At 37.0% G+C, this 15498-nt stretch carries 12 protein-coding genes and 2 pseudogenes; 12 read left to right on the top strand and 2 right to left on the bottom strand.

Annotated features, from left to right (window positions below):
• Positions 1-250: 250 nt before the first annotated feature.
• Both V7183_RS13545 and wecB read left to right on the top strand, forming a co-directional pair.
• Positions 251-398 (top strand): annotated as a pseudogene (locus V7183_RS13545) (UDP-glucose 6-dehydrogenase); the annotation flags it as partial.
• Positions 399-496: 98 nt separating this feature from the next.
• Complete coding sequence (gene wecB, locus V7183_RS13550) at positions 497-1615, top strand: non-hydrolyzing UDP-N-acetylglucosamine 2-epimerase (RefSeq protein ID WP_097897147.1); 1119 nt, start codon at positions 497-499, stop codon at positions 1613-1615.
• 46 nt (positions 1616-1661) lie between these two features.
• Here wecB and V7183_RS13555 read toward each other — a convergent pair whose 3' ends face one another.
• A complete protein-coding gene (locus V7183_RS13555) occupies positions 1662-2858 on the bottom strand; it encodes an LCP family protein (RefSeq protein WP_335359848.1) in 1197 nt (398 codons plus the stop codon).
• A 102-nt stretch (positions 2859-2960) separates the two neighbouring features.
• Positions 2961-3599 (bottom strand): YigZ family protein, encoded by a 639-nt coding sequence (locus V7183_RS13560; protein WP_097897149.1) that lies wholly within the window; start codon positions 3597-3599, stop codon positions 2961-2963.
• A gap of 241 nt (positions 3600-3840) precedes the next feature.
• On the opposite strand from V7183_RS13560, the gene V7183_RS13565 reads away from it, so the two are divergent.
• The 10 genes and pseudogenes from V7183_RS13565 (at position 3841) to cccB (ending at position 15410) form a co-directional block, all read left to right on the top strand.
• A complete protein-coding gene (locus tag V7183_RS13565; protein ID WP_335359849.1) occupies positions 3841-4683 on the top strand; it encodes a DegV family protein in 843 nt (280 codons plus the stop codon).
• 165 nt (positions 4684-4848) lie between these two features.
• Positions 4849-5163, top strand: a complete 315-nt coding sequence (locus V7183_RS13570; protein WP_097897171.1) for a winged helix-turn-helix transcriptional regulator — start codon at positions 4849-4851, stop codon at positions 5161-5163.
• 252 nt (positions 5164-5415) lie between these two features.
• Positions 5416-6798: pseudogene (locus V7183_RS13575) on the top strand (C40 family peptidase).
• A 123-nt stretch (positions 6799-6921) separates the two neighbouring features.
• On the top strand, positions 6922-8271 hold the full coding sequence (locus V7183_RS13580) for a DEAD/DEAH box helicase (protein ID WP_335359851.1): 1350 nt from the start codon (positions 6922-6924) through the stop codon (positions 8269-8271).
• Positions 8271-8975 (top strand): ComF family protein, encoded by a 705-nt coding sequence (locus tag V7183_RS13585; protein ID WP_335359852.1) that lies wholly within the window; start codon positions 8271-8273, stop codon positions 8973-8975. Before V7183_RS13580 ends, V7183_RS13585 begins: the two co-directional genes overlap by 1 nt.
• A gap of 126 nt (positions 8976-9101) precedes the next feature.
• Complete coding sequence (gene cspC / locus V7183_RS13590; protein WP_335359853.1) at positions 9102-9299, top strand: cold shock protein CspC; 198 nt, start codon at positions 9102-9104, stop codon at positions 9297-9299.
• Between the two features lie 653 nt (positions 9300-9952).
• Complete coding sequence (gene hpf, locus V7183_RS13595) at positions 9953-10495, top strand: ribosome hibernation-promoting factor, HPF/YfiA family (RefSeq protein WP_335359854.1); 543 nt, start codon at positions 9953-9955, stop codon at positions 10493-10495.
• Positions 10496-10817: 322 nt separating this feature from the next.
• The gene (secA, locus tag V7183_RS13600) at positions 10818-13328 is read left to right on the top strand and encodes a preprotein translocase subunit SecA (RefSeq protein ID WP_335359855.1); all 2511 of its coding nucleotides are present in this window, start codon (positions 10818-10820) and stop codon (positions 13326-13328) included.
• A gap of 207 nt (positions 13329-13535) precedes the next feature.
• Positions 13536-14637, top strand: a protein-coding gene (gene prfB, locus V7183_RS13605; RefSeq protein ID WP_097897156.1) for a peptide chain release factor 2 whose coding sequence is annotated in 2 segments (ribosomal slippage) — positions 13536-13607 and positions 13609-14637 — 1101 coding nt in all. Because the reading frame shifts where the segments join, the coding sequence is not laid out codon by codon here.
• A gap of 449 nt (positions 14638-15086) precedes the next feature.
• The gene (gene cccB / locus V7183_RS13610) at positions 15087-15410 is read left to right on the top strand and encodes a cytochrome c551 (RefSeq protein WP_097897157.1); all 324 of its coding nucleotides are present in this window, start codon (positions 15087-15089) and stop codon (positions 15408-15410) included.
• Positions 15411-15498 lie beyond the last annotated feature (88 nt).

Below are 15498 nucleotides of genomic sequence, written 5' to 3' on the forward strand. Positions count from 1 at the left end.
AAAGAAAGAAAAACCCCTTTCATATAATAAAGAAGTATCTCATTGTTTTTCATTTAAAGAGATACACGTATGTCTTATTTTGAAGTGGAAAAAAAGTATCCTGTGCAAAAAAACGAATGAAAATTACAGTGATGAGTACTGGATATGTAGAATTAATTATAGGAGTAGATTAGGGGCAGTTATGTGTTTTGATATAGATAAGAGGAAAATAGAACGAATGAAGTAATCATAGGAGCTAGTGCGGTGTTTATTAGAAAGGTATGTAACGCTTATGAGGGAACCTATTTTATTTGATGGGAGAAATTGTTATACTGTTGAGGACGTTGCGAAACATAGATTGGATTACTACTCTGCTTGGAAGAGAGAGCATTTGTAATCGTAATGTTTCTATCGTCTAGTTAGGACACTTTCTTTTGTCCGGCTGTATTCTCATATATAATGACAGTGTAACAATAACAGCATATATTGTAATTAGTGAAAGAAAAGAGGCAGTGAAATGACTGAACGTTTAAAAGTAATGACGATTTTTGGAACACGTCCAGAAGCGATAAAAATGGCACCTCTTGTGTTAGAGTTGCAAAAGCATTCTGAGAAAATTGAGCCAATTGTGACAGTAACAGCGCAGCATCGTCAAATGTTAGATCAAGTGCTGAATATCTTTGGTATTACACCAGACTTTGATTTGAATATTATGAAAGATCGTCAAACTTTAATTGATATTACAACACGTGGTTTAGAAGGTCTAGATAAAGTAATGAAGGAAGCGAAACCTCATATTGTTCTTGTTCATGGTGATACAACAACGACATTTATTGCGAGCCTTGCAGCCTTTTATAATCAAATTCCAGTAGGACATGTTGAAGCAGGACTTCGCACATGGGATAAATATTCTCCATATCCAGAAGAAATGAACCGTCAATTAACAGGTGTAATGGCAGATCTTCATTTTTCTCCTACAACAAAATCAGCAACGAACTTACAAAAAGAGAATAAAGATGAAGCACGTATTTTTGTAACAGGAAATACAGCGATTGATGCACTTAAAACAACTGTAAAAGAAACATACAGTCATCCAGTATTAGAGAAGCTTGGAAATGATCGTCTTATACTTATGACAGCGCATCGCCGTGAAAACTTAGGTGAGCCAATGCGCAACATGTTCCGCGCTATTAAACGTCTTGTTGACAAACACGAAGATGTACAAGTTGTGTACCCGGTTCATATGAATCCTGTTGTTCGTGAAACAGCAAACGAAATTTTAGGAGACCATAATCGTATTCATTTAATTGAGCCGCTAGACGTAATTGATTTCCATAATGTTGCAGCTCGTTCATACTTAATGCTAACAGACTCTGGTGGTGTACAAGAGGAAGCTCCGTCTCTTGGTGTACCAGTTCTTGTTCTTCGTGATACGACAGAACGTCCAGAAGGCATTGAAGCAGGTACATTGAAATTAGCAGGTACAGATGAGGAAACAATCTTTACACTTGCTGATGAATTGTTATCAAATAAAGAAGCGCATGACAAAATGGCACAAGCATCTAACCCTTACGGTGATGGTCGTGCTTCAGAGCGTATCGTAGAAGCGATTTTACAATACTTTAATAAAAAGTAAGTAAAAAGAGCCGATTCCTATAAGAATCGGCTCTTTTTATTTGTTTTTACTGATGATTTCGCATAATCCATTCTGCATGGGCGTTTGTAGATGCAGATGGTATTGTTGGTTTTTTATTTTCAGTAGATTCTTTTTTAGAATTTGTACTAGAGTGTGAATTTGCAGATTCATTTTTACTTGAATCTGTATTTTCATTTGAACTTGTATTTGTGTTTTCGTTTGAATCTGTACCTGTATTTGTATTTGTGTTTGTATTAGTTGTAGAATCTGTTTGCGGATCTCCTTTTCCAATGTTTTTCAGAATGGTATTATGAACTGTCTGAACACTCATCTCATTTGGAAGGAAGTAATAGATACCATCTATTTTTTTATCTTCACCTTCTAACTTAAGTGTTTCGATATTAGCAGGATCAAATCCAGAAAATTTATTGTAAAGGGCGAGTCCGTCAGATATAGGAATATCAGTTTTTACATATTTTCCAATTACTGTTGTTAAATCTTTAATTTTAAATACTGTTGAAGTGGAATTCAACTTGTGTACAACAGCAGCGAGCACTTGACGTTGTCTTGCCGCACGGCCGTAATCTCCATTTGGATCTTGTTTTCGCATGCGAACATAAGCAAGTGCTTCTTCCCCATTCAAGTCTTGTTTGCCTTGCTTAAAGTTAATTTTCTTGTCGTAGTCTATATCAGAGCGTTCCCAGAAATCAAAAGGAACATCTACTGTAACACCGCCAACGGCATCAACAATGCCTTTAAATCCTTGGAAGTCAATTTTAAGATAGTGATCGACAGGAACTTTTAAAAAGTTTTCGACAGTATCTATCGCCATCTTTTCTCCGCCGTAAGCATGCGCCGCATTGATTTTATCTTTTTTATTCTTTCCTGCAATCGTAACCCGAGAGTCACGTGGAATGCTCATGAGGGAAACTTTTTGAGATTTTGGATCCACTGTTGCAATCATAAGAGAATCGGTACGACCATTTTTTCCATCGGTTGCATAATCTTCAATTCCCATAATAAGAATAGTGAAAGGCTCTTTCGTAATTTGAACTTCTTCTGTTCGTAATTTGGACTTATCGCGTGTAAAGCCACTATACATCCCCATGAGAGAAGAATAGGAATTAAACATATAAAGTCCTACGCTACCAAGTAAACATGCGAAAATAAGGAATATGAAAAGTTTACGTCTTCGCTTCTTTTTAACTCTTCTTTTCTGGAGATGATAATAACGATCTTCCATATATAATCTCCTTTTAATTTGTAAGGTGTTATTTTCAGCTATTCTATCGCAAGATTGGGCGGTAGAATAACTTGAGTTGTCATTGATAATAGGAATGTAGGTTTATTGCGGAACATCTTGCTCTAAATACAACATATTGTCCTCTTCAATTGTACATTTCCCATTTGTTAGCTCAATCATCCAATTTGTGAAATTGTGCTTTTGGTCTTCCTCTACGTAAATATCAAATGTCACGTTTTCTAGATAATGTATATCTTTAATCGCGTACTTTGAGTGGCGTAATTCGTTTTCAACTTTGCCAAGTAACGTATAGTCAATCTCTGTCTTCATAACGCGCATTAGTTTGCGTTCTACAACACCTACGTGACGAATTCCTTCACTTGTACATTTTCCATATGCACGAATTAAACCGCCGGCACCAAGTTTAATGCCACCAAAATAACGTGTAACGACAACAACTATATCTTTCAAATCGCGTTTTTTTAGTACTTCTAACATTGGTACGCCAGCTGTACCGCTCGGTTCACCATCATCATTCGCCTTTTGAATTTGATTTTGTTCACCAATTAAATAAGCAGAACAGTTATGTGTTGCATTCCAGTGCTGCTTTTTTATTTTTTGGATAAACTCTTGAGCCTCTTCTTCTGTTGTGGCTCGGCTAATATAGCAAATAAATTTTGATTTTTGAATGACAATTTCGTGCTCACCGTAGCCTTTGATTGTTAAATATTGTAATAGCAATGGTATACGCCCCTATCTTTCAAAATGCTTAGTACTTTACATTGTAAAAGGGGGAGTTTTTAGATTCAAACATTTTTTACAAACATATTATAATTTGTAAGATAAATTTAGTGTCTTTGTTGTAAATTGTCGAGACATTTATTATAATTTTAAGCCAGCATTCTCCTACATTAATGCACCTTTTCTGGTTTTCGTGTAAAATTAGGGAATAAAAACTTTTTTTTATAAGGTAGGTACGAAAATGAGAACAGCTATTGTTACTGATAGTACAGCATATATACCAAGGCATATTCGTGAAGAACTCGATATACATATGATTCCATTAAATGTAGTTTTTGGGACGGAATCTTATCAAGAAGAAACAGAGATTACAGCGGATGATTTTTATGTAAAAGTACGTGAGCAGGAAGAACTTCCCAAGACTTCTCAACCAGCAATTGGAAAATTTGTAGAGCTATTTGAGGAATTAGCGAAAGAATATGACGCTGTTATTAGTATCCATCTTTCAAGTGGGATTAGTGGTACATATCAAACAGCAACAACAGCCGGGCAGATGGTCCAAGGAATTGACGTATATACGTATGATTCTGAAATTAGTTGTGAAGTACAAGGGTTTTATGTTCGTGAAGGTGTAAGAATGGCAAGTGAAGGAAAAACACCTGAAGAAGTTTTGGCGCGATTTGATGAAATGAAGCAAACAATAGATGCGTATTTTGTTGTAGATGATTTGCATCATTTACAGCGAGGCGGTCGCTTAAATAGTGCGCAGGCTTTTATTGGTAGCTTGCTACAAGTAAAGCCGGTTTTATATTTTAGAGATAAGATTATTATTCCATTTGAAAAAATTCGCACACGCAAAAAAGCATTAAAGCGCATTGTTGAAATTTTTGATGAGCAGGCAAGTAAAGGTGTACCGATGGAAGCTGTTATTATTCATGCGAATCGCGAAGAGGAAGCGAAAGCGTGGCAGCAAGAATTACAAGAAGAATACCCTCATGTTACAATCCGCATTAGTTATTTTGGTGCTGTAATTGGTACACATTTAGGCGAAGGTTCACTTGGTTTAGGTTGGTATACAAAATAATAAAGATGTAAAAGCTCTCTGTTTGAAGAGAGTTTTTTTACGGTAGGTATCTATTTGACAAGTTAATATTTGGAAGTGATAAAATGTACATAATCTTAAATGAGGAAAGTTTTATTGCTTATTTTTTATAAGAAACTATTTTATAATAAAGGTGAGGTGAAACATATGGAGCATAATTCTTGTTTATGTCCAAAGTTTGAATCGGCTTTTACACTGCTTAGTAAGAAGTGGACAGGTTTAATTATTAAATCTTTACTAGAAGAGCCGAAGCGTTTTAGAGAAATCGCTGATATTATTCCAAATATGAGTGATCGTATGTTGTCGGAACGTTTAAAGGAATTAGAGAGCGAAGGTATCGTTGTACGTAACGTTTATCCAGAAGTACCTGTTAGAATCGAATATGGGCTAACAGATAAAGGGAAAGCATTGGAAAGCGTTATGAATGAAGTCCAAAGTTGGGCTGAAAAATGGGTGGATTAAAGTTAAGTTGTGCTTCGTGAGGTTTTCTATATCGAGAAAAAACGCAGGGGAAATTCCTCTGCGTTTTTTTATCCCGCAACAGCCCGAATTGTGAGGACTAATAATCAGTGAGGATGAAGAAATCCCCACTGATTAAAGTTTTATTTTATGTAATAAGCGAATGACAATTGCATGAAAAAATAGTGTGTTTTTCTTAAGATTCTGCAAATAAATACAGAATTAGAGCGATTTTGTCATAGGATTACAAAGAAAATATTACATTTATTTTACAAAAACGTAACATTGATAAAAAAACTCCCGAATTATGGTATAAATTTTAGTAGATTATATTCGGAAAAAGAAAAAAGAAAGCGGTGTAAAAACAAAATGAAAAAGCTAAAGATGGCCTCTTGCGTATTAGCTGCAGGAATGATGTTTTCAGTAGTAACACCAAGTGTATTTGCAGAAAATATGAACGATGTAAAAACACAAATTAACGCACAAAATGACACTTTACATAAACAACAACAAGAACGTGATGAACTTCAAAAACAAATGAATGACTTAAATAAAACAATTCAAGGTTTAGATAAGTCTGTTCAAGAAAATGTAGCAAAGCTTGATGAAACAACAAAAAAAGTTGCAGAAACAGAGCAATTAATCGAGAAAAAGAATAAAGATATCGCAGAGTTACAAACAAAAATTGCAAAACGTGAAGATTTATTAAGAAAGCGTTTAGTAGCACTTCAAGAACAACCAAACACGAATGTTGTAACAGAGGTTGTTGTAAACTCTAAAAACCTTGCAGATTTAGTAGATCGCTTAACTTCTGTTTCTAAAATTCTTGCATCTGATGAAGATATCATGAAAACACAACAAGACGATCAAGCAGCTGTGAAAAAAGATGTTGAAACGGTTAAAGTAAAACAAAAAGAATTAAAAGAAGCACAAGCACAAATCGAAACTGCAAAGAAAGAACTTGACGCTGAAAAAGCGAAAAAACAAGAAGCAGTAACTGATTTAAATGGCAAAATGGATACTGTTGTAAACAATATGACAAGCACAGAAGGTCAATTGAAAGAGCTTGAAAAACAAGCATTATACTTACAACAATTAGCTGAAAAAGAAGCGCAAGAAAAAGCGGCACAAGAAGCAGCTGCTAAGAAACAAGCAGAGCAAGCTCAACAGCCGGCACAACCAGCAGCTCCAGCAAATAATGGTGGACAAGCTGCAAAAGAGCAACCTAAGAAAGAACAATCAAAACCTGCTCCAGCACCAAAACCTGCTCCAGCACCAGTATCTGATGATGGTGGCGGTAATCTAGGTGTAATTGGAAAAGCGAAGAAATATTTAGGTGTTCCATATGTATTCGGTGGTGCATCTCCAAGTGGATTTGACTGCAGTGGATTTATCTCTTATGTATATGGAGTAGGACGTCAAGATGTTGCTGGTTACTGGAACTCAGTTTCTAGAGTAAGTAGCCCACAACCAGGAGATTTAGTGTTCTTCCAAAACACATATAAATCAGGGCCATCACATATTGGTATTTACGTTGGTAATGGACAAATGATTCACGCTGGTGATAGTGGTATTGGATACTCTAACTTAAGCAGTAGCTACAATCAAAGCCATTTCTTAGGTTATGGTAGATTCTAGGATTTGAATGATATAAAACATGTGTATAAAGTCGATAGCTTACTATTTTATAAGTAGGTTATCGGCTTTTTTGATTTTTTACGAGATAACGAGAAGGAATTATAGTAGAGCTGGAGGTGCTTGATGATGCTAGCAGGAAGGCAAATGTTACTAGAAGAACTTTCGTTATCGAAGGATGAACTAGAGTTTTTAGAAAGACGAGGAGATATTTCTTTAGCAAAAGGGATAATCAAGAAATCTTCACGCTCTGTATGCCAGCGCTGTGGAAATACAGAGCAGCGGTTATTTGCATCGTTTTTATGTAAAAGGTGCAATCAAATGTGTACGTATTGCCGAAAATGTATCACGATGGGGCGAGTGGGAGAATGTACAATGATTGTTCGAGGCACTCGTGATATAGAAAGAGAGTTCCTGTCACAACCTTTACAGTGGGAGGGAAAGCTATCACCCGGGCAGGAAATAGCAGCAAATGGCGTAACAGAAGCAGTGCGCCAAAAAGAATCTTTTTTTATATGGGCGGTATGCGGTGCTGGTAAGACAGAAATGCTATTTTATGGTATCGAAGAGGCACTTAAAAAGGGAGAGTACGTTTGCATTGCGACGCCTCGAACTGATGTCGTGCTGGAATTAGCTCCCCGGTTACAAACCGTTTTTCCGAATGTACCAGTTGCGGAACTGTATGGTGGTAGCCTAGATCGTGAAAAGGAAGCAAACCTTATCATATCCACAACACATCAGTTGCTTCGTTATTATAGGACATTTGATGTCATGATTGTAGATGAAATTGACGCCTTTCCATATGCGATGGACAAAATGTTACATCATGCGGTAGAGCAAGCAAGTAAAGAGAGAGCCGCACGTATTTATTTAACTGCGACCCCAGAAGAGAAGTGGAAACGTAATATTCAAAGTGGTAAACAAAAAGGTGTCATTATTCCAGGACGTTATCATCGTCATCCTTTGCCAATTCCTAAGTTTCGGTGGTGCGGTGATTGGAAAAAGTTACTCAGACGTAAAAAAATCCCCCGTGTGTTACTACAATGGTTAAACATATATCTAGATAAACAATATCCTATTTTTTTATTTGTTCCCCACGTGCGCTACGTAGACGAAGTATGTTTATTATTAAAAGAATTAGATGATCGAATTGAAGGTGTTCATGCGGAAGATCCAAAGAGAAAAGAAAAAGTAGCGGCTTTTCGTAAAGGAGATATTCCACTATTAGTAACGACAACCATTTTGGAGCGTGGTGTAACAGTTGCAAATCTACAAGTAGCTGTGTTAGGTGCAGAAGATGTTATTTTTTCAGAAAGTGCACTTGTTCAAATTGCTGGCCGCGTTGGCAGGAGCTCTCGTGAACCGGATGGGGATATTCTCTATTTTCATTATGGAAAAACAGAAGCAATGATTCGTGCAAAAAAGCATATTCAATTTATGAATAAGAAGGCGAAGCAACAAGGGGTGATAGATTGATGCATTGTCTACTTTGTGATGATTACATTTCTGAGGCTGCTAGCTGGTATTCTTTTTTTATTCAGTCACAAAAGCGGTACATATGCGATCAGTGTGAACGAAAGCTTTCCTATATTATAGGAGAAATTTGTGATGATTGCGGTCGGCCGTTTGCTTTTCTTGATCAGGAATATAGAGAAGGAGATATATGCAAAGATTGTGTTAGGTGGAGAAAAGAAGGGAGATTCAGATTGATAAAGAATCGATCTGTATATGTTTATAATGATGGAATGAAGGAAATATTAGCCCAGTTTAAGTTTCGAGGAGATGCGGAGCTTGTACGGATTTTTTATACAAATTTTGCAGCAGCATTTCTAAAGTATTTTTCAAATTATGAGGCCATCCTTCCAGTTCCGCTTAGTAGGGAACGAGAATATGAACGCGGCTTTAATCAGGCGGAGCTATTAGCATCTTGTTTGCCAATACAAATTTTGCAAACGTCTTTAAGTAGACATGAGACGGAAAAACAGAGCAAAAAAAAGCGTGTAGAAAGACTTTCGGCAGCAAACCCCTTTTACTTTCGAGAAGAGGAAATGTTCGCTGGGAAGCATCTTTTACTCGTTGATGATGTGTATACGACAGGGATTACGGTTAGGCAAGTTGGACAGCTTTTGTATGATGCGGGGGCTCAAAGTGTTTCAAGCCTGACGCTGTGCCGCGGGTAATATGCATATGTCGAAAGATACAATAAAAAGACGACAGGTCTTCTTTGACTTGATATGTTGTCATTCGGTATAGTCAAATTATAGGGCAAATGTCCTGATTTTTAGAGTGAAGGGAATGGAACGAACATGCAAGGAAGAGTAAAGTGGTTCAATGCAGAAAAAGGATTTGGGTTTATTGAGCGCGAAGATGGTGATGATGTTTTTGTCCATTTTTCTGCAATTCAACAAGATGGATATAAGTCATTAGAAGAAGGTCAAAAGGTAGAATTTGATATTGTAGATGGATCGCGTGGACCGCAAGCAGCGAATGTTGTGAAATTATAATTTTTAAATGAATCGTTTTGTGAGAAACATAGAGCTGCGTATGTGGTGGCGGTTTATATATATTTAATTTGATCTTCCAACATAAAAATTGCGGCTATAAAGAACAGAAGGAGACTGCTACTCATTATCTCCTTCTTTTTTTACATAGCATGGGGATAAAAAGGTCCCTGACCGTTACTATCCAAGGGCGGATGTTACTTCCTACTGAAAGCCTAGAATTTATACCGATTTTCAATTTATAAATTGAATTTTGATTTGCTAGTATGTACATTACGGCTATGAAAAACAAAAGGAGACTTTCGCTCGTCATCTCCTTCTGTTTTCGCATGGCATGGGGCTAAAAAAAGTCCTGACCGTTTCTATCCAAGAGCGGATGCTCTCTCCCGCCTAACAGAAATGGTTTTAAGTCGTTTATTACTATTATTGAAAACGTTGTCGAAAAGTTGTTTCTTTTCTGTAACGAATTGTCCACACTTATATTCGTTAATTACGATGTAAATAGGGTAAAATAAAAATAGAAACGATGCATCTTTTCTTTTCAACAAAAAACGATAAAAAAATTGCAATTTCGCTAACTTTTTTTAAAAAGTTAGAAGGAATTTTTAAGCCGTTGTCGAAACAGTATACATAGGCTTGAAAGGAGGAATTCATCTATGAAATTCAACATTCGTGGTGAAAATATTGAAGTAACTCCAGCATTAAAGGATTATGTAGAAAAAAAGCTTGGCAAACTAGAGCGTTATTTTGATACATTCCCAGAGATTAAAGTTAATTTAAAAGTATACTCTGACAAGCAGCGTGTCGAGGTAACAATCCCATTTACAGATTTATTACTTCGTGCAGAAGAAACTCATAGCGATATGTATGCTGCAATTGATTTAGTAGTAGATAAAATTGAGCGACAAATTCGTAAACATAAAACAAAGGTGAATCGTAAATTACGTGAAAAAGGTTCTCCTAAAAATGCATTTATTCTTACAGAGCCGGTGGCGGTTCAAGAAGAATTGCAAGAGGATGAATTAGAACTTGTACGTACAAAACGATTTGATTTAAAACCAATGGACGTTGAAGAAGCTATTTTACAAATGGATATGTTAGGTCATAACTTCTTCGTCTTCACAAATGCGGATACAAATGAAACTAATGTTGTATATGGCCGCAAAGATGGAAAATATGGATTAATTGAAACAAAATAATAAGTCGAAAGCGTAGCTGTAAAAGGCTACGCTTTTTTATTTTCATGAAAGTGAGTTGTTTTTCCATATAAAGGTTGGGTGAAACTTTGTAATAGGGCCCTATTAATCAAAGTTTCCCTTAATTTAGGATTGACATTTGGACGATTGTTGTCATAGTTATAAGACAAGTGTTACAATTATCATTAGGTGTATACATGTTGTTTTTTAATTAGGAGAAAAATTGGCAGAAAATAAATTTGCTTTTTATAACGACTGATTGCTGAATAGAAAGATAGAGCACAATCGGAAGTTTTATTTTAATAAAAAGAGGAGCGTATTTCCTATGATCGGTATTTTAAAAAAGGTGTTTGATGTAAACCAACGCCAAATTAAACGTATGCAGAAAATGGTGGACCAAATAGAGGCGTTAGAAGCATCTATACAGCCATTAACTGACGAACAATTAAAAGGGAAAACAGTTGAGTTTAAAGAGCGTCTGACAAAAGGCGAAACAGTAGACGATCTGCTACCAGAAGCTTTTGCGGTTGTTCGTGAAGCTGCAACGCGTGTTCTTGGTATGCGTCCATACCCTGTTCAGCTAATGGGTGGTATTGCCTTGCATGAAGGGAATATCTCTGAGATGAAAACTGGTGAAGGTAAAACATTAACATCTACTTTACCAGTATATTTGAATGCTTTAACAGGTAAAGGTGTTCACGTTGTTACAGTCAACGAATATTTAGCACAGCGTGATGCTAGTGAAATGGGACAACTTCATGAATTCCTTGGTTTAACAGTAGGAATTAACTTAAATAGTATGTCACGTGAGGAAAAGCAAGCTGCTTATGCTGCTGATATTACGTACAGCACAAATAATGAGCTAGGATTCGATTACTTGCGTGATAACATGGTGCTATATACAGAGCAGCGTGTTCAGCGTCCACTTCACTTTGCGATTATTGATGAAGTCGATTCCATCTTAGTCGATGAAGCACGTACGCCGCTTATTATTTCTGGACAAGCACAAAAATCAGCAGAATTATATATGTTTGCAAATGCATTTGTTCGTACGTTAGAAAATGAAAAAGATTATTCATTTGATGTGAAAACGAAAAATGTCATGTTAACAGAAGATGGGATTACTAAGGCAGAAAAAGCCTTCCATATTGAAAACTTATTCGATTTAAAACATGTTGCACTTCTTCATCATATTAATCAGGCGCTTCGTGCACACGTTGTCATGCACCGCGATACAGATTATGTGGTACAAGAAGGTGAAATTGTTATTGTTGACCAATTCACTGGTCGTCTTATGAAAGGTCGCCGCTATAGTGAAGGATTGCACCAAGCAATTGAAGCAAAAGAAGGCGTAGAAATTCAAAATGAAAGCATGACACTTGCGACCATTACATTCCAAAATTACTTCCGTATGTATGAAAAGTTATCGGGTATGACTGGTACGGCGAAAACGGAAGAAGAAGAATTCCGTAACATTTATAATATGCATGTTATTGTGATTCCAACAAACAGACCAATCGTTCGTGATGACCGTGCTGATTTAATTTTCAAAACGATGGAAGGAAAGTTCAATGCGGTTGTGGATGATATTGTAAACCGTCATAAACAAGGACAACCGGTTCTTGTTGGTACGGTTGCGATTGAAACGTCTGAGCTTATTTCAAAAATGTTAACACGTAAAGGTGTACGCCATAACATTTTGAATGCGAAAAACCACGCGCGTGAAGCAGATATTATTGCAGAAGCAGGCTTTAAAGGGTCTGTAACGATTGCAACAAACATGGCTGGTCGTGGTACGGACATTAAGCTAGGTGAAGGTGTAAAAGAAGCTGGTGGCTTAGCAGTTATCGGCACAGAGCGTCATGAAAGCCGTCGTATTGATAATCAGTTACGTGGTCGTTCTGGACGCCAAGGAGACCCTGGTGTAACACAGTTCTACTTATCTATGGAGGATGAACTGATGCGCCGCTTTGGCTCTGATAATATGAAAGCAATGATGGATCGCCTTGGTATGGATGATTCTCAACCAATCGAAAGTAAAATGGTTTCCCGTGCTGTGGAATCTGCACAAAAACGTGTAGAAGGAAACAACTATGATGCACGTAAACAACTTCTGCAATATGATGATGTCCTTCGTCAACAACGTGAAGTGATTTATAAACAACGTCAAGAAGTAATGGAATCTGAAAACTTACGCGGTATTATTGAAGGTATGATGAAATCTACTGTAGACCGTGCTATTGCTCTTCATACGCAAGAGGAAATTGAAGAGGATTGGAACATCAAAGGTCTTATTGACTACTTAAATACAGGCCTTCTTGAGGAAGGCGATGTGAAAGAAGAAGAATTACGTCGCCTTGCGCCAGAAGAAATGAGCGAACCAATCATGGCCAAATTAATAGGGCGCTATGATGCAAAAGAAAAGCTTTTACCGGAAGAACAAATGCGTGAATTTGAAAAAGTTGTTGTATTCCGCGTTGTAGATACGAAGTGGATGGATCATATCGATGCGATGGATCACCTTCGCGAAGGTATTCATTTACGTGCTTACGGTCAAATTGACCCACTGCGTGAATATCAAATGGAAGGATTCGCGATGTTCGAGGCAATGATTGCTTCTATTGAAGAAGAAATTTCTCGTTACATTATGAAAGCAGAAATCGAACAAAACCTAGAGCGACAAGAAGTAGCGCAAGGTGAAGCGGTTCGTCCAACAGATAGTGGTGAAGAAGCAAAAAAGAAACCGGTCGTAAAAGGTGAGCAAGTTGGACGTAACGATTTATGTACATGCGGCAGTGGCAAAAAATATAAAAACTGCTGTGGTATTGGGAAATAAAGAAAAGTGAGGTCACCGAGTATGCTAGCCGCCAGAGCTAGATAAAAAGTGAAGCTTACGGTTTTATCCACAACTTTCCAATCTGAAAATGGAAAGTTACAGGAAATATCCATATAATAAAAAGGACTAGACTCTCTCTGTAACAAGCGGGGAGAGTTTCCCTTGTTTTCATACAAAAGTAACAGCAATTACATAGAGGTGAAGAAAATGGAATTAGTAGAAATTAGACAAGAATTAGAGAAAATGGCTAAGAGATTAGCGGCTTTTAGGGGGTCTCTTTGACCTTCCTGCAAAAGAAAAACGTATTGCAGAATTAGAAGAAACAATGATGGGCGCAGGTTTTTGGGATGACCAACAAGGTGCGCAAACAGTAATTAACGAAGCGAATGCACTAAAGGATATGGTTGGGAAGTTTCGTCAATTAGATGAAACGTTTGAAAATTTAGAAGTGACACATGAACTTTTAAAAGAAGAATATGATGAGGATTTACATGAAGAGTTAGAATCTGAAGTGAAATCTTTAATTCAAGAAATGAATGAGTATGAGCTTCAGTTATTATTAAGCGATCCTTATGATAAAAATAATGCTATTTTAGAACTGCACCCAGGTGCGGGGGGAACAGAGTCACAAGACTGGGGCTCTATGCTATTACGCATGTACACAAGATGGGGTGAGAAGCGCGGATTTAAAGTGGAGACAGTTGATTATTTACCAGGTGATGAAGCTGGAATCAAGAGCGTTACGCTATTAATTAAAGGACATAATGCTTATGGTTACTTGAAAGCAGAGAAAGGTGTACATCGCCTTGTACGTATTTCACCGTTTGATTCTTCAGGTCGTCGCCATACATCATTCGTATCTTGTGAAGTTGTACCTGAATTCAATGATGATATCGAAATTGAAGTTCGTACGGAAGATTTAAAAATAGATACGTATCGTGCAAGTGGTGCAGGTGGACAGCACGTTAATACGACAGATTCAGCAGTTCGTATCACCCATACACCAACGAATACAGTTGTAACATGCCAATCAGAACGTTCTCAAATTAAAAACCGTGAGCATGCGATGAAAATGCTAAAAGCGAAATTATATCAAAAGAAATTAGAAGAGCAACAAGCGCAGTTAGATGAAATCCGCGGGGAACAAAAAGAAATTGGCTGGGGTAGCCAAATTCGTTCTTATGTATTCCACCCATACTCTCTTGTAAAGGACCATCGTACAAATACAGAGGTTGGTAACGTGCAAGCGGTTATGGACGGCGAAATCGATCCATTTATTGATGCGTATTTACGCTCTCGTATTTCCTAAGAAAAAAGCCAACAGATTGTTGGCATAGATGAGGGAATAGAGGATATAAAGAGGTATACCTTGTCTGTGTATGGATAAGAGAAGGAGGAAGAGAAGTTGGGGTGACAACTTCTCTTTTTGCTAGGATTGGTTTTAGGATACAATGTCGTATATTGTTTTGTAAAAAGCAGAAAATATAAGAACTGAGTTGTAATTGAGAAGAAATTTGTATAGAATTCTTCCTTTCTGTTTTTCAGAAAAAGTTTCTTTGTAAAGATTTAAAGTTGTTCACAGAATTGAAACAATTAGCGAAGGCTTTGCTTCAGTAGGGTTCTTGGTGAATTTGTAAAAAATATCCTGTTCATGTTAGTTTTTCTACATTAGGATAATGATTATAATGGTAAGTAAGTACATTATAAAAGTGTGGCTATTAATAATAAGAAGAATATCAATAATGGGGAGCGATAGAAGTGAAAAAGAAATTGTTGACTGTTGCATTAGGGACATCATTAATTTTTGCCTTAGGAGCGTGTGGGAAGAAAGAAGAGAGTAAGTCTTCTAGTCAATCTGCAAGCACGGATACTGCAGAAAAAATTTTCCAAAAGAGTTGTGCAGGTTGTCATGCAAGTGATTTATCTGGAGCAACTGGACCGGATTTACGAAAAGTAGGCGGGAAATACGACGCAGCGGATATCGAAAATATTATTAAAAAAGGACGCGGAGCCATGTCACCAGGATTAATTCAAGGTGAGGATGCGAAAAAAGTATCAGAGTGGTTGGCAGAACATAAATAAGAAGAGTAGAAGATTATTCTACATATACATCAATTAAAAAACCGACATAAAATCCCTCTTTTTAGGTGGGAGAGAGCATCCGGCCATG

The sequence above is a fragment of the Bacillus sp. JJ1127 genome (assembly GCF_036965845.1).
Lineage (GTDB): Bacteria > Bacillota > Bacilli > Bacillales > Bacillaceae_G > Bacillus_A.